Consider the following 21,158-nt stretch of genomic DNA (forward strand, 5'->3'; position numbering starts at 1 on the left):
GAGGCGCGCGACAGCGACGCCAATGTCGCGGCCCTGCTGGAGACGGCGCTGGAGCTGGAGGGGCTGTACCGCAACGCCTCGACCCACGCCGCCGGCATCGTCATCGGCGACCGTCCGCTGATCGAACTGGCCCCGCTGTACCAGGACCCGCGCTCGACCATCCCGGCCAGCCAGTTCAACATGAAATGGGTCGAGGCCGCCGGTCTGGTGAAGTTCGACTTCCTCGGCCTCAAGACCCTGACCGTGCTCGACCGCGCCCGCCAGTATCTGGAGCGGCGCGGCGCCGCCCCTGACTGGAACGGCCTGCCGCTCGACGACGCCCGCACCTATGAGCTGATGGCCTCGGGCCAGACCGTCGGGGTGTTCCAGCTGGAATCCCAGGGCATGCGCGACACCCTGCGCAAGATGCGCTGCGGCTCCATCGAGGAGATCACCGCCCTGATCTCACTCTACCGGCCCGGGCCGATGGAGATGATCGACACCTACATCGACCGGAAGTTCGGCCGCCAGGAAGTCGACTACCTCCACCCCTCGCTGAAAGAGGTTCTGACCGAGACCTACGGCGTCATCATCTACCAGGAGCAGGTGATGAAGATCGCCCAGATCCTGGCCGGCTACAGCCTCGGCGAGGCCGACCTTCTCCGCCGGGCCATGGGCAAGAAGAAGAAGGAGGAGATGGATTTCCAGCGGGCGCGCTTCATCAAGGGCGCCTCAGAAAAGGGCGTGCCCGAAGAACAGTCGGGCGGCATTTTCGACCTCGTTGCCAAGTTCGCCGGCTACGGCTTCAACAAATCGCACGCCGCCGCCTACGCCCTGATCTCCTTCCAGACCGGCTGGCTGAAGGCGACCCATCCGGTCGAATTCATGGCCGCGTCCATGAGTCTCGATCTCAGCAATACTGACAAACTCGCGGTTTTCTATCAGGATTGCAGACGCTTCGAGGTGCCGGTGAAGGCTCCCGACGTCAACCGCTCCTCGGCCGACTTCGATGTCGCCTGGGAGGAGGGGGCGGACGGCGAGAAGACCGGCTCCGTCCTCTACGCCCTCGGCGCCATCCGCAACGTCGGTCTGGAGGCCATGAAACACCTCGTCGAGGTGCGCGAGACCGGCGGCCGGTTCACCGACATCTTCGACTTCCTCGAACGGGTCGATCCGAAATTCGTCAACAAGCGCGCGCTCGAGAACCTCGCCCGCGCCGGCGCCTTCGACAGCTTCCACACCAACCGCCGCCAGCTGGTCGAGCAGGCCGACACCCTGATGGCCTATTGCCAGAGCGTGGCCGCCGAACGCGCCTCGTCGCAGGTCTCCCTGTTCGGCGGCGACCAGGTCGGGGCCGGGCGGCCGAGGCTGCGTCCGGTCGAGCCATGGGTCGGTCCGGAGAAGCTGGACCAGGAGCTGGCCGCGGTCGGCTTCTACCTGTCCGGCCACCCGCTGGAGGACATGGCCCCGGCGCTGAAGCGCAAGCGCGTCACCTTCGTGGCCGAGGCCACGGCCCTGGCCGAGAGCGGCCACGAGGCCTTCCTGATGGCCGGCGTCGTCCGCCGCCGCCAGGAGCGTGCCAGCGCGAAGACCGGTGAAAAATTCGCCTTCGTCACCTTTTCTGACCCGACCGGCGAGTTCGAATGCCTGTTCCCGCCGGAACAGCTGCGCAAATGCCGCGAGGTGCTCGAGGTCGGGGCCTCGATCATGGTGCGCGTGCGGGCCAAGTCGTCCGACGGCGAGGTGCGCTTCTTCGGCGACGACGCCAGCAAGCTGGATGCGTTGATCGACGACGGGGCCATGGGCCTGCGTATCCACGTCTCCTCAAAGGCCGCCGATCCCGCCGCCCTCAGGGCCCGCCTCGACCGGGCCCGGGCCGAAGGCAAGGGCGGGGAGGTCTCGCTGGTCGCCTCGCTCGAAGGCCGCCGCGAGGTCGAACTGAAACTGCCGGGCCGCTACCGGTTGGACGGCGCCCTGCGCGGCGCGCTCAAATCGGCGCCCGGGGTGGTGCTGCTGGAGGATGCGTGATGACGGATGTGAAGACCCATACCGGCTCCTGCCACTGCGGCGCGGTGGCCTTTGAGGTCGAGATGAGCCTCGACGGTCTGATCGAGTGCAACTGCTCGCACTGCTACCGGAAAGGCTTCGTCCTCGGTTTCGTTCAGCCCGACGCCTTCCGCCTCAAGGCCGAGGGCGCGCAGACCGAATACCTGTTCAATAACCACAAGATACGGCACCGCTTCTGCGAGACCTGCGGGGTCCAGACCTTCGCCCGCGGCGTCGCCCCCGACGGCTCCGAGATGGTCGCCGTCAACGTCCGCACTCTGACGGACATCGAGCCGTGGAGCTGGACCGCCCGGCGCGTCGACGGCCGCAGCTTCTGACGGTCACTCCGGGCGCGGCCGGAAGGCCTCGCGCGGGGTCCCATCGACGCTCATCAGCCGTTCTGTCGGCAGTTTCAGGACCAGGCCGGAATGCTCCAGCCGATGGTCATAGACGGCGCCCAGCAGTCCGGCCATCGGCCCGCCGGTCACCTCGGCCCCCAAGGCGTCCAGGCCGATCGCGAGACCCTCGCCCATGCTGCCCGTCCAGCGTCCGACCCTGACCATGACCGGGCCATGGTGACGTTTTCCCGCCCGCGGCAGGACCTGCTCGATCCACTGGCGCGGAATGCCCGTCTCCCGCTCCTCCGACGGCAGATTGTGGATCTGGTAGGCGGTCGGCCTGTCGACGAACCAGCCCATGACCGCCCGCGCCACGGTCGTATTGCCGCCGCTGGCCGTGTCGGTCAGGTCAATCACGATCCGCTGCCCGGGCCGTGCGTCCGCCATCGCCGCATCAAACGCCGCGACGCTCGCCCCGTCGCCGAGGGAGTCGTTGAAGCGGATGACCAGGTCGCCGTCCGCCTCGCGCGCCGTTACCGGCGGTCTGGCGCCGCCGCCGTCCGTGTAAAGGTTCGGCAGCGACAGCCGCTGCTCAAGTCCGGCGCTGTCGCGGACGGTCAGGTCCCGGGGCCTGTCCCGCCGGCCAGCGGCGACGACGCGCGCGCCATATCCCGCCCGGTCACCGTCGGGCGTCAGACCGATCTCCGCCCAAAAGGCCGCCACGACTTCGGCCGTCGGCGCACCGCCGACGGCGATCAGCTGGTCGCCGGGCCGGACTCCCGCCCGCGCGGCCGGGGACTCGTCCCGCACCGCCGTGATGCGCCAAACCTCGCCTTCCGGTTCAATCCACAGGTCGCTGTAGCTCGGAACAAGGCTCCAGCTGTTAGCGAAAGAGGCTCCCGTGATCGCGTGGTGATCGGCCAGGGCCGTGATCGCATGCTCGGCGTAGCGCAGCAGGGCGGGTTGATCGTGGACTGCCTCCGCCTCGGCGCGAAGGATCGGACTCATCGGCATCGCATGGCCGGGGAAGCGCTCGGGATAGGCGTACTGGCGGTTGACCAGTTGTTCGATCGACAGAGCGTCCTGTCGGAAGTCTTCGGGCCCCGGGTCGGTCGGTCCCGTCTGCGCGGCGACCGGACTCGTCAGAAGGGCGAGGAGAAGGACAGACAGGGATCGCATGCATGGACCAAGCGTCTTAATGTCCGGCAAAGCTCGTCCGTCACGCTGCGCGCCGCAAGTGAATCCGTCGTCATCGGCGACAGACCCTCAGACTGCGTCGGTCACCGCATAGACCATGATCCCCGTGGCGATCGCCAGGTTCAGACTGTCGGCCCGGCCCCGCATCGGAATCTTGACGTTGACGTCGCAGGCGGCGGCCAGGGTATCCGTCAGTCCGGCTTGCTCGTTTCCCATCAGGATCAGGGCCGGCCGCTGGATATCGGCCTCGCGATAGCCGACCGAGGCGTCAAGCCGCGTCCCGATGACGCTTCCCGGCCAGCTCTGCCGCCACGCCAGGAATTCCGCCGGCGTGGTCCGGGCGATCGCCACGCCGAACACCGAGCCCATGGTCGCCCGGACGGCCTCGACCGAATAGGGATCGACGCAGTCACCGACCAGGATCACCCCGCCGCAGCCCGCGGCATCCGCCGTCCGGATGATGGTCCCCAGGTTGCCCGGATCGCGCACCTGCTCCAGCGCCACCCAGCACGGCGCCGTCTCGGGCCGGACCGCCGACAGGGGCGTATAGACCTGCTCAAAAACCCCCAGCACCGTCTGCGGGTTTTCCCGTCGGCTAATCTTCTCGAGGATGGCGTGGGTGACCGCCACCACCTCGCCGCCCGCCGCCCGCGTCGCCTCCCGCGCCCGATCGAGGATCGGATGCGGCCGCGCGTCCTCCCCGACCAGCAGCAGCTTCGGCGCCCGGTCCTGATCCAGCGCCTCGCCGATGAACTTCAGTCCCTCGGCCAGGAAACGCCCTGTCGCCTCGCGCTCCTTGCGCATGTGCAGCGCCCGCACGGCCTTGACCGTGTCATTGGTCAGGGAGGTGATCAGCCGGTCGCTCACGCCGACCACCGCGCGAAAAAGCTCAGCCCGATGGCCCGCCCGTCCGGTCCGTCCTCGGCCAACGCCAACTCGCCCCAGTCGATGACGCCGCCCCTGTCGTACGTGGCCTCGGCCATCAGGTGCGCCAGCGACAAGCCCGAGATCCGCGCCGCATACGCATTCAGCAGCAGAAAGGACGCGTCCCCTGACAACAGGGCCGCGCAGTCCTTCAGCAGCCCCGGCAGGTCCTCGAACAACCGCCAAACCTCGCCCGTCGGCCCCCGCCCGTATTTCGGCGGGTCGAGGATGATCCCGTCGTATTTCGATCCCCGCCGAACCTCGCGCGCCGCATATTTCCGCGCGTCCTCGACGATCCAGCGGATCGGCCGGTCAGCCATGCCCGAAAGCTCGGCATTCTCGCGCGCCCAGGCCACCGACTTCTTGGAGGCGTCCACGTGAGTAACCTCGGCCCCGGCCGCCGCGCAGGCCAGGCTGGCCACGCCGGTGTATCCGAACAGGTTCAGGATCTTCGGCTGCTTCAGGCGCCGGATTCGCCCGTCCAGCCAGTCCCAGTTGGCCGCCTGCTCGGGGAAGAAGGCCAGATGCCGGAACGGCGTGAACCGGCTGGTGAAGCGCACGTCCCGCCAGGCCAGTGGGAAGGTGTCTATCGGCTTTCCCGCGAACCGCCAGCGCCCGCTCTCGTCCTCGTCGGTCGGGTCGAACACGGCGTCGGCGGAATTGAAGGCGGCCGGATCGCGCGGCGACCAGAAGCACTGCGGCTCGGGCCGCACGACGGTGTAGGGGCCGTAGCGCTCCAGCTTGCGGCCGTCGCCGCTGTCCAGCAGGGCGTAGTCGGCCCATGCGCGGGTGACGAGGGTCTCAGGCGACGGGTTGAGGCGCGGCGGCATGGCCCGCTGATAGGCGGTTCGGCGCCGTCTCGTCCAGCGCGGCGTGGGCCGGGGTCGCCGCCGCCGCTTCGGTGACGGGTGCGTCGCGCCGGTGGCGGGTCTTGTCCCAGGCGAAGGGCTCACGAACCAGCCGCCACCCGGCGTGGAGGGCCGCCAGGCTTTGTAGCGCCCAGTACGCGGGAGCGGTTATCATGTCCGTCACGCCGTAGGGCACGCCTGCGCGCCGCGCCCCAATGGCGCAGGACAGCCACGCCGACGCGGCGCCGAGAACCAGAACGCTCAGGGCCAGCGCCGGGGTCTCCGGCGACAATCCGGCCATCGCGGCCACCAGCACCGTCGCCGCGACCCAGGCGAGCGAGGGCCCGTGCACCGATGCCGAGGCGACGCCCACGCCGACCGTCATCAGCAGGGCGAGTGCGCCTCGCACGCCCAGCCGCCACGGCCGCCGGGTATGAACCCCCCAGGTTTGCATATAGCCTTTCAGCCATCGTGTTCGCTGGGGCAGCCAGTCGGAAATCAGACCCGGCGGGGACTCCCATGTCGGCCGGTTCATGACGCCCAGGCGCCAGCCGCCGGCCCACAGGCGAAAGCCGAGGTCCGCATCCTCGGTGACATTGAAGGCGTCCCAAGCTCCGACTTTGCGCAGCACGTCGACCCGGAAATGATTGCTCGTCCCGCCGAGCGGAAAGGGCAGGCCCAGCCGTGTCATCCCGGGCAGTACGGTCTCGAACAAGCTTGCATACTCGGCGGCGAATTGGCGGTCCAGGAAGGGGGAGGCCTCGTGCCCGGAACGCCCCGGACGAATCCGCAACGGCGCTTGCAGGCAAGCCAGGCGGCCGCTCGCGTCGACGGCGAAGCGCGCGGCGGCCTCGCGCAACTGGAGCGGATCGGGCTCGTCCTCGGCGTCATAGACGGTCAGCAGTTCCCCGGTCACGTGGGGCAGGGCGCAGTTGAGGGCCCGGGGTTTGGTCTGCGGCAGGCCCGGCGGCGCGACGAAGACGTCCAGCCAGTGCGGTCGCGGGGCGGCGAGCGCCGCCGCGATCGTGTGATGGTCGCCGGCCTCGAGGATCAACAGGCCCTGCAGACGGTCAGACGGATAGTCGATCCGCGCCAGACGACCGACCAGTTGCTCCATCACCTCCGCCTCGTCATGGAGGGCGACGAGGATCGTATAGCGGGGCAGGGCGCCGACGAGCGGCTCCGGGCCCCGTGCGGGAGCACTGACCATCACCAGCAGCGCCCGCCACATCGAAACGGCCAGAAAGATCCCCGCGGCGACAGCCACCGCAAGCGGCGTAAGGCTGTCCGGGCGGAACCACAGCAGCAGGCCGGCCGCCGCCACGACGTCGCCAAGGACGAACCACTGGAAGGCGGACAGACCGCGCCACGCGGCGCTGCTCGCGCGTGGTGGTCCTTGGCGCGCTGCCTCGCGCTCGCGATCACGAAGATCGCTGATCCCCGCCCTTCCCATTCAGAATGGTTAACGCGCTGATTCGCGGACGGCAAGCGATTGGCGCATGGCGGAGAATGCCGCTATTCAGGGGCGGCAGTTCGGAGTCTCGCCCTACGTGACCGCCCCCGCCGCCCTCAATCCGCGATCCCGGCGCAAGCCGAAGGGCGAGGGCCACGCCCGTCGCGCCGAGATTCTGGCCGCCGCGGAGCGGATCTTTGTCGAGCACGGCTACGAGGGAGCCACCATCCGCAAGATCGCGGACGAGGTCGGGCTGTCGTCCACGGCGCTCTACATGCATTTCGCGGAGAAGGGCGAGATCCTGCAGGAGATCTGCCGCCAGGCCTTCGCCGCCCTGCTCGATCTGAACACTGCCGTCGTGGCCGAGTCCGCCGCACCCCTGGAACGGGTGCGCCGGATGATGCTGGCCTACATCGACTTCGGCTTCGCCAATCCCAACGCCTATCGTCTGGTCTACATGACCCGTCCGGTTGAGCTGCAGGATGGGCCCCAGTCGGCGGCGCAGGAGCTTGGGGCGGGCCTCTTCCGGTCGTTCGAACAGGTCGTCGAGGACGCCGAGGCGCAGGGCTTGCTGCGTGGGGACGCGCGGACGACCGCCCAGGTCTTGTGGGCCGGTTGCCACGGCGTCGTGTCCCTGGTGATCAGCAAACCCTATTTCGACTGGGTCGATCGCGACGCCCTGGTCACGGCGCTGCTGGACGGGCTGTTCGCGGGTCTGATGAAACCGTGAGACTGGCGACAACGGTGCTGGCGCTGGCCCTGACGATCGCCGGCGGGCCGGCGACCGCAGTCGAGACCCGTCCGCTGCGAGTGATGTCTCTGGACCAGTGCGGCGACCAGTACGCTCTGGCGCTCGCCCCTGATGCGGAGCTGGCCCTGTCCCCGCGCGCCGACGATCCCGATTCCTGGATGCGCGAGGCGGCTGCGGGCCATCGCCGGATTCGGCCGACCCTGGAGGCGGCGATCGGATTCCAGCCCGACGTCGTTCTCCGCTATTGGGGCGGTGACGCTCGCCTCCTGGCGCGGCTGGAGGCGGACGGTGTTCGCATCGTCACGATCGCCGACGCCACGGATTTCGACGGGGTCCGGGAGAATATCCGGACGGCGGCGCGTGCACTTGACGCCGGGGCGTGGGGCGACATGCTGATCGCCCGGATGGATGCCCGACTTCGCGAAGCGGCCCCCGCGCCGGACGCCGTGAAGCGGTCAGCCCTGTATCTGACCGCCGGGGGATTCACGGCGGGCCGCGGCGCCCTGGTGGACGCCATCCTGGCCGCCGCCGGCCTGGCCAATGTTGTCAAGGCTCCCGGGTTCGCCCCGGTCAGCGTCGAGCGCATCGTGATGTGGCGGCCTGCGTGGTTCGTGCTCGGTTTCTTCGACCAGCCCCGGGGCGACTGGCGCGGGCCGGGTCGGCACCCAGCTATAATGAGGGCAGCGCAGGGCCGCATCGCGGCCCGACTGCCGGCCGCCAGCCTGACCTGTCCGGCCTGGTTCGCGGCGGATGCGGCGGTGATGCTGAAAGGGCGGGGATGACCAGCGTCGGTCCCAGGCGGCTGTGCCTTGTTCTGGCGGGGTTGGTCGCTCTGGCGACAGTGGCGGCTGTGCTGCTGGGCGAGACGGCCTTCAGCATCGGCCAGTTGGGGCAGGCGTTGACCGCGCCCACGTCGGGTCCCGCGGAAGTGTTATGGACAGTGCGGGCCCCGCGTGCGGCCACGGCGCTGATGGTCGGAGCGGCTCTGGGCCTGTCGGGCGCCGTGATGCAGGGGCTGCTGCGCAATCCGCTGGCCGATCCGGGCGTGCTGGGCGTGTCGGCGCTGGCGGCGCTGGGTGCGGCGGGCGCGATCGTGCTGGGCTGGGCGGCGTTCCCGGGCGCGGTCGAGATTGCGGCCCTGGTCGGGGCCGGACTGGCCGGCGCTCTGCTGGTGCTGTTCTCGGCCCGGGTTCGCTCGCCCGAAGCCCTGATCCTGTTCGGGGTGGCGGTGTCCAGTTTCGCCGGGGCCGCCACGGCGCTGATCTTCAACCTGTCGCCGTCGCCCATCGCCACAGCCGAGGTCATGAGCTGGCTGCTCGGCTCGGTGCAGAACCGCAGCTGGATCGACGTCGCCTGGGTCACGCCGGCGGTGCTGGCGGCCGCCGCGCTGGCGGCGCTCGCCGCGCCCGGCCTGCGCATGCTCAGCCTCGGCGAGGAAACGGCCCGAACCTCGGGACTGCCCATGGCCCGGCTGAGGCTGCTGGCGCTGCTGGCGGCGGCGCTGGCGACGGGGGCGGCGGTGGCGGTGGCGGGGGTGATTGGCTTCGTCGGCCTGGCCGCGCCGCATCTGGTGCGCGCGGCCGTAAGGGGCGATCCGGCGCGGCTGTTGCTGCCGTCGGCGCTGGCGGGGAGCCTTATGCTGGTCTTGGCGGATTTGCTGGCCCGGCTGACGCCGACGGATCAGGAACTGAAGCTGGGCGTCTTCACGGCCCTGGTCGGAGCGCCGCTGTTCGCCCTGATCGCGTGGCGAGCGGCGCGGGAGTGGCGACTGTGAGCGGGCTGGCGCTTGAGACCGCCACGGCCCGTCTGGGCGGACGGACGGTGCTGGACGGGGTGTCGCTGTCGGTGGGAGCGGGGCAGTTCGTGGCGCTCGTGGGTCCCAATGGCGCGGGCAAGTCGAGTGTGATCCGGGCCCTGGTGGGATTGCTGCCCCTGTCCGGCGGTCGGGCGTTGCTGGGCGGTACGGATGTCGCGGCCCTGTCCCCGCGCGAGCGGGCCGGACGGGCGGCCTATCTGCCGCAGGAGCGGCGCATCGCCTGGAACCTGCCGGCGGTCGAGGTGGCGGCGCTGGGCGCGCCCTTCCTTCAGGCCGGCGAAGCGCTGGAGCGGGCCCGGCGGGCGCTGGCCGAGGTCGAGGCCGCGCATCTGGCCGATCGCGGCGTGGCCGAGATGTCGGGGGGCGAGCGGGCCCGGGTGCTGCTGGCGCGGGCGCTGGCCACGGAGGCGGCGGCCCTGATGGTCGACGAGCCGATCGCCGGGCTTGATCCGGAGGCCCAGCTGATGGTGCTGGAGCGCCTGCGGGCGCGGGCCGATGCGGGACAGGCGGTGTTGGCCAGCCTGCACGACCTGCCGCTGGCGGTCCGGTTCGCGGACCGGGTGATCGTGCTGGATCATGGGCAGGTTGCGGCGGATGGGGCGCCGCTGGAGGCCCTGACCCCGGACATCCTTTCTGCCGTGTTCGGCCTGACGGCCCGCTGGGTGGAGGGCCCCGACGGGCCCCTGTTGTCAGCGGGCCGCCGGGCTCCGTCGCCGGTTCACTCGTAAGGCCGGGGCCCCGCCGGCGCGCCGGCGCGGAGGTCATTCGACAGGGTGAGCGGGGCCGAGCCGCCGTTCAGCCGGGCCTTGTAGACCGACATGTTCTCCATCACCCGCATCATGTAGTTGCGGGTCTCGGTGAAGGGGGCGCACTCGATGAAATCGATCGGGTCGACCTGGCCGCCGCGCGGGTCGCCGCAGCGGGCGATCCACTGCGGGGGCCGCGCCGGACCTGCATTGTAGCCGACTGTCGTCAGCAGCATCGAGCCGCCGAAACGGTTGGTCAGGTCGCCGAGGTGATAGCTGCCCAACGTCATATTGTAGTCCGGATCCCACAGCCGCTCGTCCGAGAAGGGCATGCCCAGCTGGCGGGCCACCATGGCTCCGGTGGAGGGCAGGAACTGCATCATTCCGCGGGCGTCGGCGCCCGAGCGGGCGCGCGGGTCAAAGCTGGATTCCTGACGGGTGATGGCGAGGGTGAAGGCCAGCGGAGCGGCCCCGCCGACCTGCGGCGGGATCCGGACCGGATACTGCCGCTCGGGCATCAGGAAGCCGCGCTGGCTGGCGGCGCGGCCGACCATCATGGCCGTGAAGCCCTCGCCGTAGGCGCGCGAGAGGTCCATCAGCAGGGCGAGTTCGGAGGCCCCAGGCAGGTCGTCGTCGAGCTGGTAGGCGAAGACCCGGAACAGGCTGGCCTCGCCGGTCTCGCCGAGAACGCGCAGGGCGCGGACGACTTCATTGGCCTCGAAGGCGGCGCGTTCGCGGTCGGACGGGGCGGGATCGCCGGGCAGGGTCAGGGTGGTGATCCCGGCCTTCTCGGCGGCGAGCTGGCCGTAGAAGGTCTGGATGTGCTGGGCGCCGTTGCGATAGAATTCGACCGCCGCGGGCGTATTGCCCCGAGCTTCCGCCGCCCGTCCCAGCCAGTACATCGCCCGGCCCTGGGTGATGGGCGTCGATGACGACTGGCGCAGGATCTCGAAGTGACTGGCCGCGCGGGCCGGGTCGTTGAGTTTGGTCAGGGCGACCCAGCCGGCGAAGAATTCGGCGTCGACCTTGCGCTCGCCCGAGGGGAAGCCGTGGCCGGCCATGGCGTCATAGGCGGCCTGCCAGTTGCGGCGCTCGAGGGCGTCGAGGAAATAGTTGCGGCGCTCGCTCCACAGGGTGTTCTGCCCCTCGGTGTGGGACGGCGCCGGGGGCAGGGCGGCCAGCAGGGCGAAGCCCTCGGACTGGCGGCTCTGCGAACGCAGGATGCGCACCCGTTCCAGGGCGACAGCCGGGTCCATCGCCTGTGCCGGGCTCAGGCCGGCCACGACGGCGTCGGGGCTGTAGGCGGTGCGCAGCGCCATCGCCGCCTCGGCCACCGCGCGCCGTTCCGGCGAGACCATCCCGGCCATGGCGCGGGTCGCCGGTCCGTGCGGGCCGAGCAGCAGCATGTTCAGCCGCGCCTCGTGGTCGGCCTGGGTCAGCCAGCCGCCCCAGCGGGTCAGGATGCGGGTCTGCAGCGCCTCGTCGAACGAGCGCGTCCGCCACCAGTCGGTGATCAGGGCGCGGGCCTCGTCGCGGCGACCGCGCTGCTCGAGAGCGTCGGCGAGGGCGACGGCGCCCTGGGCCGTGGTCGGCGGCGTCTGGGCGAACAGGGCGAGGGCGGCGTCCGGACCCGCATAGGCGAGGTCCAGCGCCCGCTCGGCGGCCTCGCGACGGCTGTCGCCCCGGGGCCAGCCGGCGAAGGCGGTCTGGGCGGCCGACAGGTCGCTCCACGACATCTGTTCGGCCGAGGTGTCGAGCAGGGCCCATTCGACCAGCTTGCGGGCGGCGGGATCGCCGATCTGCGAGGCCGTCGAGCGCGCGCCGACGACATCGCGGGCGCGGGCCTGGGCCAGACCCTGGCGGAAGAGGGCGGTGTCCTGATCGTTCAGCAGCCGGGCCTGGGTCCCTTGGGGAGCGACGGCTGAATAGGGCGTCTGTGACGGAACCAGCGTTTCGGGCGCGGGGGCGAGGAGAGCCAGGGCGGCCGCGAGGCTGGTTGCGATCATGCCGTGTCCAATTCCCATTCCGTGAGAGTTGCGGCGACGACGCCGGCAACCTAACCTCCCGCGCTTCGCTTCAGGGCGAACTCGCCCCTTTCCCACGCAGGACCATCGTTTCAATGACCGCCCCTTTGTTCAAGGGCGTGATCACCGCCCTGATCACACCACTTCGTGACGGAAAGGTGGACGAAGCCGCCTTCAGGACGCTGCTGGAACGCCAGATAGCGGCCGGGGTTCACGGCGTCGTTCCGATGGGCACGACCGGCGAGAGCGCGTCCCTGCATCTGGACGAGCACAAGCGGGTCGTCGAGCTGTGTGTCGAGGTCGCCGCCGGGCGCGTCCGGGTCATCGCGGGGGCCGGTTCGTCCGCCACCGACAAGTCGATCGAGCTGGTCCGTCACGCCAAGACCGTCGGGGCCGACGGGGCCCTGGTGGTGACGCCCTATTACAACCGGCCCTCGCAGGCGGGGATGGCGGCCCATTTCGAGGCCATCGCCGAGGCCGTCCAGCTGCCCGTGCTGCTCTACAACGTTCCCGGGCGGACCGGAGTCGACCTCGCCAACGAGACTGTGGCCCGGCTGGCCGCGCATCCGAACATCGTCGGCATCAAGGACGCCACGGGCGATCTGGCCCGGGTCAGCTGGATGCGGGCCAACATTCGCGACCAGCAGTTCGATCTGATCTCGGGCGACGATCCCAGCTATCTCGGCTACCACGCCCAGGGCGGGGTCGGGGTGATCTCGGTGACCTCGAACGTCGCCCCGGAGGCCATGGTGGCGCTGCACGAGGCGGCGGCGGCTGGCGACTACGCGGCGGCCCGCGACTGGCAGGACCGGCTGATCGGCCTGCACAAGGGGCTGTTCCTCGACAACTCGCCCTCGCCGACCAAATACGCCTTGGCCCGCCTCGGCCTGTGCACCGAGGAGGTGCGTCTGCCTCTGGCCCCGACCGCCGACGCCGTGAAGCCGGCCATCGACCGGGCCATGGCCGAGGCGGGGATTTAAACCCGGGTAAAAACAGAAATCACCGTCCGAACCGTCCGATCCGTCCGATCCGTTCGCTTCGGAAGCTGGGCAGCTCGACTGTGACAGAAACCGGCGGAACATGGCCGCAGCATAGCATCGCCCTGCGTCAGAATCGGACGTAGCGCCCGGCGACGGCTTCGCGGCGACGAACGGAGCGTGTAGGAGGGCGGGAATGGCCGCCGAGAAACCCAAGACCAAGATCATCGCCGAGAACCGCCGGGCGAAGTTCGACTATTTCCTCGAGGACTACATCGAGGCCGGGATCCAGCTGCTGGGCACCGAGATCAAGGCGCTGCGCGACGGCCGGGCCAACATCGCCGAGAGCTATGCGGCGGTTGAGGGGCGCGAGATCGTGCTGATCAACGCCGACATCCCGCCCTACAAACAGGCCAACCGCTTCAACCACGAGCCGCGGCGGCCGCGGAAGCTGCTGCTGCACCGCAAGCAGATCGACAAGCTGATCGGGGCGGTCCAGCGCGACGGCCAGACCATCATTCCGGTCCGGCTGTATCTGAACGAGGCGGGCAAGGCGAAGCTGGAGATCGCCCTGGCCAAGGGCAAGAAGCTGCACGACAAGCGCGAGGCCACGGCGCAGCGCGACTGGCAGCGCGACAAGGCGCGGCTGATGAAGGAGCGGGGGTAACCCGCCTTCAGGCCACCGGTTGGGCTTCGAGCACGTCCGGCAACGAGGCCGCCGCCTGTTCGGCGCCCCAGGGGCCCAGCGAGGGTCCGGTCATCTGCTGGATCATCAATCCGAGGATCGCGACCATGGCCGCGATCAGCAGCGCCCAGACCGCCGCCTTCCGTTCCTCGTGGCTGAACGCACCCCGCTCCGTTTCACGCATAACAACCTCCCGATCCCGCCCATTCAACGCAGGTTTGGTGACGCTGTTCCTAAGGAAGAAGGTTACACCCTCAGCCCCGTGATTCGCGTGGCGCGGGAAGCACAGTCGCCTCGCGGGCGACCGGCGTTCGATCAATTTTCGACGAGGGTCCGAGCGCGCCGGAACACCTCCTCGAACATCGACGCGGTGAGCCGTCCGGTGTTCGTGTTGAGGCGCGAGCAATGGTAGCTGTTGAGGAGGACATAGGGCCCGACCGCTGCTTCGGAGCCGTGGCCCGCCGGCATGGCGCTGGCCGGCTTGCCGAGGGTCTTCAGCACATTGCGCCGCGAGACGTCGCCGAGGGTGATGATGACCCTGAGGCGGGGCAGGGCGGCGAGCCGGGCCTGAAGGAACGGCCGGCAGGTCGCCTCCTCGGCCGGCAGGGGCTTGTTGCCCGGCGGGGCGCAGCGGACCGCGTTGGTGATCATGCAGTCGACCAGTTCGAGGTCGTCGTCGCCGTTCGGGTCGTAGCGCCCCCGGGCGAATCCCGTCGTCAGCAGGGTCTCGTAGAGCAGCCAGCCGGCGTGATCGCCGGTGAAGGGCCGGCCGGTGCGATTGGCCCCGGTGCGGCCGGGGGCGAGGCCGGCGACCAGCAGCCGCGCCTCCGGATCGCCGAACGACGGGGCGGCGCCGTTGAACCAGCCGGGGTTCTGGCGGGCGTTCTCCAGCCGGTAGTCGACGAGGCGGGGGCAGAGCGGGCAATCGCGCGGCGCCTCCGGAGGCCAGGCGCTCATTGATCGAACACCCGGCTGTTCGGAGCGGCGGCCGGCGCCCGCGGCCGGGCGATCTCGGGCAACAAGTCGTTCAGCTCCACGAAGACGTCCGCCTGCCGTCTCAGCTCGTCGGCGATCATCGGCGGCTGGCTCTTCAGGGTCGAGACGACGGTGACCCGCACGCCCCGGGCCTGAACCGCCTGGACAAGTCGCCGGAAGTCGCCGTCGCCGCTGAACAACACCATGTGATCGAGGTGCGGGGCCAGCTCCAGCATGTCGACGGCGATCTCGATGTCCATATTACCCTTGGTCCGTGAATGGCCCTGGGCGTCGGTGAAACGCTTGACCGGCTTGGTCACCACGCTGAAGCCGTTGTAGCCCAGCCAGTCGACCAGCGGCTTGATCGGCGAGAATTCCTCGCCCTCAATCACGGCGGTGTAATAATAGGCGCGAACCAGAACGCCTTTCGCGCGATACACTTCCAGCAGTTTGCTGAAGTCGAGGTCGGCGTTCAGCGCCCTGGCCGCGGAATAGAGATTGGCCCCGTCGATGAACAGGGCGATGCGCTCGGTCGGATAAGGCGTCATGGAAATCGATTCCGAAAATATGGACGTCCCGGTCGCCGTCGAAATGGACGACGCCCTCGATCTGGACGAGGCCGTCATCGTCGCGCTGGGCTGCAATGACAAGGGGGCGTGGCGGGATTGCACCGAGGCCCTGGAGGCCGCGCTGGCCCGGTTCCGCGCCGAGGGGATCGATGTGGTGAGGCGCTCGTCGTGGTGGCGCTCGGCCGCCTGGCCCGATCCGGACGATCCGCCCTTCCTCAATGGCGTGGTCATTGTCCGCACCGACCACGATCCGCACGCCCTGATGGCGGCGCTGGGCCGGATCGAGGAGGCCTTCGGCCGTCGGCGCGGCGCCCGGAATGCGCCCCGGACCCTGGACCTCGACCTGATCGCCTACGGACGGCGGAGCGGCGACCTGGACGGGCTGATCCTGCCGCACCCGCGCGCGGCGGAACGGAAGTTCGTCATGGGCCCGCTGGCGGAGATCGCGGCGACATGGGAACATCCCGCCGGCGGCCATGCCGCGGGACTGGCGGAGACGGCCGCGATCGGGCGGGACGCCGCTCCGACGCGCTGATCGCCTCATTCCCGCCCATGCGGCGTTGCACAATGACGTCCAACCCTATATTTTGTGCGGTTCTCCCCCGCGCTCGAGGAATTTCATGGCCCGCGTCACTGTCGAAGACTGCATCGAGAAGGTGCCGAACCGTTTCGGTCTGGTTCTGCTGGCCGGGCACCGCGCCCGTTCCATCGCCAACGGCGCCGCCCTGACGCTCGACCGCGACAACGACAAGAACCCGGTCGTGGCCCTGCGCGAACTGGCGGAAGACACCGTCAGCCCGGACGAGCTGCAGGAAAACATCATCGTCACCCTGCAGCGCGTCGATGAGCGCACCGAAGCCGAGGACGAGGCCGAAGTCGTCGCCCTGCTGGCCGAGCCGCAGCACATGAACATGGCGGAAGCCGAGCTGATCCGCGCGCTGCAAAGCGACCGCGACGGCGGGCAGGAGGAGCGGTACTGAAGGCCGAACCCGCCAACGGTATCACCATCCTGCCGGCGCGGACCTCGCCGCCCGCGCCGCCTCTGAAAGCTGCCAATCTCAACGACCCGGAGGGCGATCGTCCTGCGGCCGACGCACCCGAGCCCTCGAAGGCCCGGGTGCTGCGGCAATTCGAGCTGGTCGAGGCGGTCAGGGCCTATGACCCGACCGCCGACGAGGCCCTGCTGAACCGGGCCTATGTCTATGCGATGAAGATGCATGGCTCGCAGCTGCGGGCCTCGGGCGATCCCTATTTCGCCCATCCGATCCAGGTCGCCGGCATTCTGACCGACTACCGGCTGGACACGGCCACCATCGTCACCGCCCTGCTGCACGACGTGGTCGAGGACACCTCGGCTACCCGCGACGACATCGCGGGCATGTTCGGCGAGGAGATCGCCTCCCTCGTCGAGGGGGTGACCAAGCTGTCGCGGCTGGAGCTGCAGGCCGAGCACACGCGCCAGGCCGAGAACCTGCGCAAATTCATCCTCGCCATCTCGAAGGACGTCCGCGTCCTGCTGGTGAAGCTGGCCGACCGTCTGCACAACATGCGGACGCTGAAACATGTGAAGCCCGAGAAGCGCGAGCGGATCAGCCGCGAGACGCTCGAGGTCTATGCCCCGCTGGGCCGGTCGATCGGCATTCATTCGATCGCTTCCGAGCTGGAAGAGCTGGCCTTCGAGCACCTCAACCCGACCGCCCGCACCGCGATCGAGCGGCGACTGGAGGCGCTGAAGCTCGAGCACGGCCGGGCCATCGACGGCGTCGCCCGCGAGGTCGAGCGGGTGCTGGAGGAGGCGGGGGTCCACGCCCGGGTGTTCGGTCGGCAGAAGACGCCGTACTCGATCTGGCGCAAGCTGCAGCGCAAGTCGGTGGGCTTCTCGTCCCTGTCGGACATCTATGGCTTCCGCGTCATCGTCGAGGCCGAGGACGACTGCTACCGCGCCCTCGGGGTGATCCACCGCGCCTGGCCGATGGTGCCGGAGCGGTTCAAGGACTTCATCTCGACGCCCAAGTCGAACAACTACCGCTCGCTGCACACCACCGTGGTTGGACCGTCGGGGCTGCGCATCGAGATGCAGATCCGGACCGACGCCATGGACCGGGTGGCCGAGGACGGGGTGGCGGCGCACTGGGCCTACAAGAACCACGCCTACGGCTTCGACAAGGAAGCCATGGAGAAGGACGGCGGGCGCGATCCGCTGCAGAACCTGCGGCATCTGGTGCAGGTCATCGAGCATGGCGAGGGCGGCGAGGACTGGGTCGAGCACGCCAAGCTGGAGATGTATCTCGACCAGGTGTTCGTGTTCACGCCCAAGGGCGCGCTGATCACCCTGCCGCGCGGCGGCATGCCGCTGGACTTCGCCTACGCCGTCCACACCGAGGTCGGCGACACGGCCGTCGGGGCCAAGATCAACGGCGAGCTGAAGCCGATGCGGACCCAGCTCCAGAACGGCGACGTGGTCGAGATTATCCGCGGCGCCAAGCGGGAGATCCCGGTCGACTGGCGTTCGCTGACGGTGACCGGCCGGGCCCGCTCGGCTATCCGCCGCCATATCCGCACCTCTGAGCGCGGGGAGTTCCAGAAGCTGGGCCGGGCGACGCTGGAACAGACCCTGACGCGGGCGGGCAAGGCCGACGCCGAACTGACCCTGCGGCCGGCGCTGGAGCAGCTGGGCTTCGCCAACGACGAAGACCTGTATGAGGGCATCGGTCGCGGGCGGGTGTCGGCGGCGAAGATCGGCGAGATACTGTTCCCCGCCCTGAAGGGCCGGCTCAAGGCCGGGCCCGACCGCAAGCGCATCGGCGACGAGCAGGGACGGCTGTTCGTGCGCGGCGGCGGCCTGACGCCCGGCGTCAGCGTCCATTTCGGCCACTGCTGCTCGCCGGTGCCCGGCGACCGCATCGTCGGCATCCTCGAGCCCGAGGCCGGCCTGACCGTGCACACCATCGACTGCCAGCGGCTGGAGGAGTTCGCCGACGACGACTCGGTCTGGCAGGACCTGCAGTGGACGCCGCAGGCGGAGCAGGGGGCTGTCGCCTCGGCCCGCATCCGCGCCACGATCAAGAACGCGCCCGGCGTGCTGGGCCAGGTGGCGACCATCATCGGCGAGGCGGGCGGCAACATCCTGAACCTGGTGATGAGCCACCGGCAGCAGGACTTCTTCGACGTCGACATCGACATGGAGGTCGAGGACGCCAAACACGCCACCGCCATCATGGCCGCCCTGCGCACCAATCCCTCGGTCGACACCGTCGAACGGGCGCGCGGGTGAACGACGTCGGGGACGAGGGCTCCAACGCGGCCCAGTTGGCCTCGCCGTCCTATCGTCTCGCCGCCCTGGACAGCGAATACATCCTCAGCGACTCCATGCGCGGCGTGCGCTTCATGATGGAGTACGACAAGGCCGAGCAGGCCCTGCGCGCCTGGGGCGTGCGCTCGACCATCGTGGTCTTCGGCAGCGCCCGGATCGGCGAGAACGGCGACGGCGAGCACAGACGCTGGTACGCGGAGGCCCGCGCCTTCGGGCGGCTTGCGTCGGAGCGCGGCGGGGCGATGCTGAGCCCGAATGGCCAGCCCCGGGACAATGTCATCGCCACCGGCGGCGGGCCCGGGATCATGGGCGCCGCCAACCGGGGCGCAGCGGACGTCGGTGCGCCGTCGATCGGCTTCAACATCACCCTGCCGCACGAGCAGGCGCCGAACCCGTGGTCGACGCCGGAGCTGACTTTCCGCTTCCACTATTTCGCCATGCGCAAGATGCACCTGGCTATGCGGGCCAATGCGCTGGTGGTGTTTCCCGGCGGCTTCGGCACCTTCGATGAACTGTTCGAAATCCTGACCCTGCGCCAGACCGACAAGTCGCCGCGCATCCCCATCGTCCTGTTCGACGAGACCTACTGGCGTTCGGTGATCAATTTCGACGTGCTGGTGGGACACGGAATGATCCGGGCCGAGGATCTGGAGCTGTTCCACTTCGCCGAGGACGCCGAAGGGGTGTGGGCCGCGCTGCTAGCGGGCGGGCTGAAACCACACGAGAGCATCGAATGACACGGGCGGCGTCTTCTTTCCCGGTTACGGCTGCGCTAGACAGCCCGGCATGACCTCAGACGACGTTCTCGACGAATTCCGCGCCGCCGGCGCCCTGCGCGAAGGCCATTTCGTGCTGTCCTCCGGCCTGCACAGCCCCGTCTTCCTGCAGAAGAACCTCGTGTTCATGGACGCGGCGCGCTGCGCGCGGTTGTGCAAGGCGCTGGCGGAGAAGATCACCGCCGCCGTCGGGCCGGTCGACGTGGCCATTTCGCCCGCCGTCGGCGGCATTATCCCCGGATACGAGACCGCCCGCTGGCTCGGCGTCCCCTCGATGTACGTCGAGCGCGAGGGCGGCGAGTTCAAACTGCGCCGCGGCTTCCACGTCGAACCGGGCCAGAAGGTGGTCATGGTCGAGGACATCGTCACCACAGGCCTGAGCTCGCGCGAATGCATCGCGGCGATCCGCGCCGCGGGCGGCGACGTCGTGGCCGCGGCCTGCATCGTCGACCGCTCCGGCGGGCGGGCCGATGTCGGCGTGCCGCTGGTGGCGCTGGCGACGCTGGACGTGCCCGCGTATCCGGCGGACGCCCTGCCGCCCGAACTGGCGGCCCTGCCGGTCGAGGATCCGGGCAGCCGCCGGCTGGCGAAGTAGGAGAAGGCCATGGTCTCGCCGGTGCGTCTTGGGGTCAATATCGACCATGTCGCCACGGTCCGGAACGCCCGCGGAGGAACCCATCCGGATCCGGCGCGCGCGGCGCGCGAGGCGCTGGCCGCCGGGGCCGACGGCATCACCGCCCACCTGCGCGAGGACCGGCGCCACATCACCGACGCCGACATCGAGGCCCTGAGCGAGCTCTGCGCCGTCGCCGGCCGCCCCCTCAATCTCGAGATGGCGGTCACCGACGAGATGCTGACCATCGCCTTGCGCCATCGTCCGCACGCCGCCTGTCTGGTGCCCGAGCGGCGCGAGGAGGTGACGACCGAGGGCGGTCTCGCCGTGGCGGGGCACGAGGCGCGGATCGCGCCGGTGGCGAAGGCCCTGGCGGAAGCCGGCGTCCGCGTCTCCCTGTTCATCGAGCCGGCGTTGGAGCAGGTCGATGCCGCCCGCGCCGTCGGCGCCCATGTCGTCGAGTTTCACACCGGGCGTTACTGCCATCTGTCGGGAGACGAGCGGGCGGTCGAGTTCGCGCGGCTGCAAGCCGCGGCCAGTCGGGCCGTGGACCTGGGTCTGGAGGTGCACGCCGGCCACGGGCTGGACTACGACACCGCGGCGGACATGCTGGCCATCCCCGAGGTGCGCGAGCTCAATATCGGCCACTTCCTGATCGGCGAGGCCGTTTTTGTCGGTCTGACCGCGGCCATCCACCGGATGCGCGCCGCCATGGACGCCGCCGCGTGATCGTCGGCGTCGGCGCCGACCTGACCGACATTCGCCGCATCCAGGCGTCGCTGGACCGTTATGGCGACCGCTTCAGGCTGCGTTGCTTCACCGAGCTGGAGCGGACCCGCTCGGACCGCAAGCCGGACCCGGCCTGGAGCTACGCCAAGCGGTTTTCGGCCAAGGAGGCCTGCGCCAAGGCGCTGGGCACCGGCATGCGCAGGGACGTTTACTGGCGCGACATGGGGGTGGTGAACCTGCCGTCCGGCCAGCCGACCATGGCCCTGACCGGCCACGCCGCGGAGCACCTCGCGCGGCTGACGCCAGCTGGTCACGAAGCGCGGATACACCTGACCCTCAGCGACGAACACCCCTATGCACTCGCCTTCGTGGTGATCGAAGCCTTGCCGATGGCTTAAT

At 69.7% G+C, this 21,158-nt stretch carries 23 protein-coding genes; 15 read left to right on the forward strand and 8 right to left on the reverse strand.

Translation table 11 applies throughout. The features are described from left to right. Together dnaE and V6M45_RS00040 are read left to right on the forward strand one after the other, a co-directional pair. The coding region (gene dnaE / locus V6M45_RS00035; protein ID WP_332653147.1) for a DNA polymerase III subunit alpha at positions 1-2,007 on the forward strand (2,007 nt) is incomplete at its 5' end. After that, a complete protein-coding gene (locus V6M45_RS00040; RefSeq protein WP_332653148.1) occupies positions 2,007-2,363 on the forward strand; it encodes a GFA family protein in 357 nt (118 codons plus the stop codon). The genes dnaE and V6M45_RS00040, both read left to right, overlap by 1 nt. 3 nt (positions 2,364-2,366) lie before the next feature. Here the strand turns inward: V6M45_RS00040 and V6M45_RS00045 are convergent, their stop codons facing one another. The 4 genes from V6M45_RS00045 to V6M45_RS00060 all read right to left on the reverse strand — a co-directional run bounded on the left by V6M45_RS00045 (position 2,367) and on the right by V6M45_RS00060 (position 6,656). Then, the gene (locus V6M45_RS00045; RefSeq protein ID WP_332653149.1) at positions 2,367-3,542 is read right to left on the reverse strand and encodes a S41 family peptidase; all 1,176 of its coding nucleotides are present in this window, start codon (positions 3,540-3,542) and stop codon (positions 2,367-2,369) included. Positions 3,543-3,629: 87 nt separating this feature from the next. Next, complete coding sequence (locus V6M45_RS00050) at positions 3,630-4,427, reverse strand: TrmH family RNA methyltransferase (protein WP_332653150.1); 798 nt, start codon at positions 4,425-4,427, stop codon at positions 3,630-3,632. Continuing rightward, positions 4,424-5,314, reverse strand: a complete 891-nt coding sequence (locus V6M45_RS00055; RefSeq protein WP_332653151.1) for a class I SAM-dependent methyltransferase — start codon at positions 5,312-5,314, stop codon at positions 4,424-4,426. The genes V6M45_RS00050 and V6M45_RS00055 overlap by 4 nt, the downstream gene beginning before the upstream one ends. Continuing rightward, entirely contained in the window at positions 5,286-6,656 is a 1,371-nt protein-coding gene (locus tag V6M45_RS00060; RefSeq protein ID WP_332653152.1) for a glycosyltransferase family 2 protein, read from the reverse strand. Before V6M45_RS00060 ends, V6M45_RS00055 begins: the two co-directional genes overlap by 29 nt. Before the next feature lie 175 nt (positions 6,657-6,831). On the opposite strand from V6M45_RS00060, the gene V6M45_RS00065 reads away from it, so the two are divergent. The 4 genes from V6M45_RS00065 to V6M45_RS00080 are packed head-to-tail and all read left to right on the forward strand — an operon-like array spanning position 6,832 to position 10,080. Next, a complete protein-coding gene (locus V6M45_RS00065; protein WP_332653153.1) occupies positions 6,832-7,515 on the forward strand; it encodes a TetR/AcrR family transcriptional regulator in 684 nt (227 codons plus the stop codon). Next, a complete protein-coding gene (locus V6M45_RS00070; protein WP_332653154.1) occupies positions 7,512-8,318 on the forward strand; it encodes an ABC transporter substrate-binding protein in 807 nt (268 codons plus the stop codon). Before V6M45_RS00065 ends, V6M45_RS00070 begins: the two co-directional genes overlap by 4 nt. Further along, a complete protein-coding gene (locus V6M45_RS00075; RefSeq protein ID WP_332653155.1) occupies positions 8,315-9,310 on the forward strand; it encodes a FecCD family ABC transporter permease in 996 nt (331 codons plus the stop codon). Before V6M45_RS00070 ends, V6M45_RS00075 begins: the two co-directional genes overlap by 4 nt. Beyond that, on the forward strand, positions 9,298-10,080 hold the full coding sequence (locus V6M45_RS00080) for an ABC transporter ATP-binding protein (RefSeq protein WP_332653156.1): 783 nt from the start codon (positions 9,298-9,300) through the stop codon (positions 10,078-10,080). The genes V6M45_RS00075 and V6M45_RS00080 overlap by 13 nt, the downstream gene beginning before the upstream one ends. Here V6M45_RS00080 and V6M45_RS00085 read toward each other — a convergent pair. After that, positions 10,071-12,104, reverse strand: a complete 2,034-nt coding sequence (locus V6M45_RS00085; RefSeq protein WP_332653157.1) for a lytic transglycosylase domain-containing protein — start codon at positions 12,102-12,104, stop codon at positions 10,071-10,073. The genes V6M45_RS00080 and V6M45_RS00085 overlap by 10 nt on opposite strands. A 113-nt stretch (positions 12,105-12,217) precedes the next feature. On the opposite strand from V6M45_RS00085, the gene dapA reads away from it, so the two are divergent. Both dapA and smpB read left to right on the forward strand, forming a co-directional pair. Beyond that, positions 12,218-13,102 carry a 4-hydroxy-tetrahydrodipicolinate synthase gene (dapA, locus tag V6M45_RS00090; protein WP_332653158.1) on the forward strand — a complete coding sequence of 295 codons (885 nt, stop codon included), beginning with the start codon at positions 12,218-12,220 and terminating at the stop codon, positions 13,100-13,102. A gap of 193 nt (positions 13,103-13,295) precedes the next feature. After that, positions 13,296-13,766 carry an SsrA-binding protein SmpB gene (gene smpB / locus V6M45_RS00095; RefSeq protein ID WP_332653159.1) on the forward strand — a complete coding sequence of 157 codons (471 nt, stop codon included), beginning with the start codon at positions 13,296-13,298 and terminating at the stop codon, positions 13,764-13,766. A gap of 7 nt (positions 13,767-13,773) precedes the next feature. Here smpB and V6M45_RS00100 read toward each other — a convergent pair whose 3' ends face one another. The 3 genes from V6M45_RS00100 to V6M45_RS00110 all read right to left on the reverse strand — a co-directional run bounded on the left by V6M45_RS00100 (position 13,774) and on the right by V6M45_RS00110 (position 15,307). Next, positions 13,774-13,968, reverse strand: a complete 195-nt coding sequence (locus V6M45_RS00100) for a hypothetical protein (protein ID WP_332653160.1) — start codon at positions 13,966-13,968, stop codon at positions 13,774-13,776. Between the two features lie 131 nt (positions 13,969-14,099). Further along, positions 14,100-14,741 carry a uracil-DNA glycosylase gene (locus V6M45_RS00105; protein ID WP_332653161.1) on the reverse strand — a complete coding sequence of 214 codons (642 nt, stop codon included), beginning with the start codon at positions 14,739-14,741 and terminating at the stop codon, positions 14,100-14,102. Next, entirely contained in the window at positions 14,738-15,307 is a 570-nt protein-coding gene (locus tag V6M45_RS00110) for a LabA-like NYN domain-containing protein (RefSeq protein ID WP_332653162.1), read from the reverse strand. Before V6M45_RS00110 ends, V6M45_RS00105 begins: the two co-directional genes overlap by 4 nt. On the opposite strand from V6M45_RS00110, the gene folK reads away from it, so the two are divergent. The 7 genes from folK (at position 15,306) to acpS (ending at position 21,157) form a co-directional block, all read left to right on the forward strand. Next, positions 15,306-15,863, forward strand: coding sequence for a 2-amino-4-hydroxy-6-hydroxymethyldihydropteridine diphosphokinase (gene folK, locus V6M45_RS00115; protein WP_332653163.1), 558 nt, complete (start codon positions 15,306-15,308; stop codon positions 15,861-15,863). The genes V6M45_RS00110 and folK overlap by 2 nt on opposite strands. Positions 15,864-15,948: 85 nt before the next feature. Beyond that, on the forward strand, positions 15,949-16,308 hold the full coding sequence (rpoZ, locus tag V6M45_RS00120; RefSeq protein WP_324810146.1) for a DNA-directed RNA polymerase subunit omega: 360 nt from the start codon (positions 15,949-15,951) through the stop codon (positions 16,306-16,308). Positions 16,309-16,445: 137 nt separating this feature from the next. Further along, positions 16,446-18,602 (forward strand): RelA/SpoT family protein, encoded by a 2,157-nt coding sequence (locus V6M45_RS00125; RefSeq protein WP_332653164.1) that lies wholly within the window; start codon positions 16,446-16,448, stop codon positions 18,600-18,602. Next, positions 18,599-19,378 (forward strand): LOG family protein, encoded by a 780-nt coding sequence (locus V6M45_RS00130; RefSeq protein ID WP_332653165.1) that lies wholly within the window; start codon positions 18,599-18,601, stop codon positions 19,376-19,378. The genes V6M45_RS00125 and V6M45_RS00130 overlap by 4 nt, the downstream gene beginning before the upstream one ends. Positions 19,379-19,427: 49 nt before the next feature. Next, entirely contained in the window at positions 19,428-20,012 is a 585-nt protein-coding gene (gene pyrE / locus V6M45_RS00135; RefSeq protein ID WP_332653166.1) for an orotate phosphoribosyltransferase, read from the forward strand. A gap of 9 nt (positions 20,013-20,021) precedes the next feature. Then, entirely contained in the window at positions 20,022-20,759 is a 738-nt protein-coding gene (locus V6M45_RS00140; RefSeq protein WP_332653167.1) for a pyridoxine 5'-phosphate synthase, read from the forward strand. Continuing rightward, entirely contained in the window at positions 20,756-21,157 is a 402-nt protein-coding gene (gene acpS / locus V6M45_RS00145) for a holo-ACP synthase (RefSeq protein WP_332653168.1), read from the forward strand. The genes V6M45_RS00140 and acpS overlap by 4 nt, the downstream gene beginning before the upstream one ends. The last annotated feature ends 1 nt before the right edge of the window (position 21,158 follow it).

The sequence above is a fragment of the Brevundimonas sp. genome (genome assembly GCF_036676055.1).
GTDB lineage: Bacteria > Pseudomonadota > Alphaproteobacteria > Caulobacterales > Caulobacteraceae > Brevundimonas.

Bases quoted from the DNA above. Each gene is read 5' to 3' on its own strand.
- V6M45_RS00075 (WP_332653155.1), top strand. From the start codon at position 8,315: ATGACCAGCGTCGGTCCCAGGCGGCTGTGCCTTGTTCTGGCGGGGTTG.
- V6M45_RS00100 (WP_332653160.1), bottom strand. From the start codon at position 13,968: ATGCGTGAAACGGAGCGGGGTGCGTTCAGCCACGAGGAACGGAAGGCG.
- V6M45_RS00140 (WP_332653167.1), top strand. From the start codon at position 20,022: ATGGTCTCGCCGGTGCGTCTTGGGGTCAATATCGACCATGTCGCCACG.
- V6M45_RS00045 (WP_332653149.1), bottom strand. From the start codon at position 3,542: ATGCGATCCCTGTCTGTCCTTCTCCTCGCCCTTCTGACGAGTCCGGTC.
- V6M45_RS00085 (WP_332653157.1), bottom strand. From the start codon at position 12,104: ATGATCGCAACCAGCCTCGCGGCCGCCCTGGCTCTCCTCGCCCCCGCG.
- folK (WP_332653163.1), top strand. From the start codon at position 15,306: ATGGAAATCGATTCCGAAAATATGGACGTCCCGGTCGCCGTCGAAATG.
- V6M45_RS00040 (WP_332653148.1), top strand. From the start codon at position 2,007: ATGACGGATGTGAAGACCCATACCGGCTCCTGCCACTGCGGCGCGGTG.
- dapA (WP_332653158.1), top strand. From the start codon at position 12,218: ATGACCGCCCCTTTGTTCAAGGGCGTGATCACCGCCCTGATCACACCA.
- V6M45_RS00065 (WP_332653153.1), top strand. From the start codon at position 6,832: ATGGCGGAGAATGCCGCTATTCAGGGGCGGCAGTTCGGAGTCTCGCCC.
- V6M45_RS00105 (WP_332653161.1), bottom strand. From the start codon at position 14,741: ATGAGCGCCTGGCCTCCGGAGGCGCCGCGCGATTGCCCGCTCTGCCCC.
- V6M45_RS00055 (WP_332653151.1), bottom strand. From the start codon at position 5,314: ATGCCGCCGCGCCTCAACCCGTCGCCTGAGACCCTCGTCACCCGCGCA.
- rpoZ (WP_324810146.1), top strand. From the start codon at position 15,949: ATGGCCCGCGTCACTGTCGAAGACTGCATCGAGAAGGTGCCGAACCGT.
- pyrE (WP_332653166.1), top strand. From the start codon at position 19,428: ATGACCTCAGACGACGTTCTCGACGAATTCCGCGCCGCCGGCGCCCTG.
- smpB (WP_332653159.1), top strand. From the start codon at position 13,296: ATGGCCGCCGAGAAACCCAAGACCAAGATCATCGCCGAGAACCGCCGG.
- V6M45_RS00110 (WP_332653162.1), bottom strand. From the start codon at position 15,307: ATGACGCCTTATCCGACCGAGCGCATCGCCCTGTTCATCGACGGGGCC.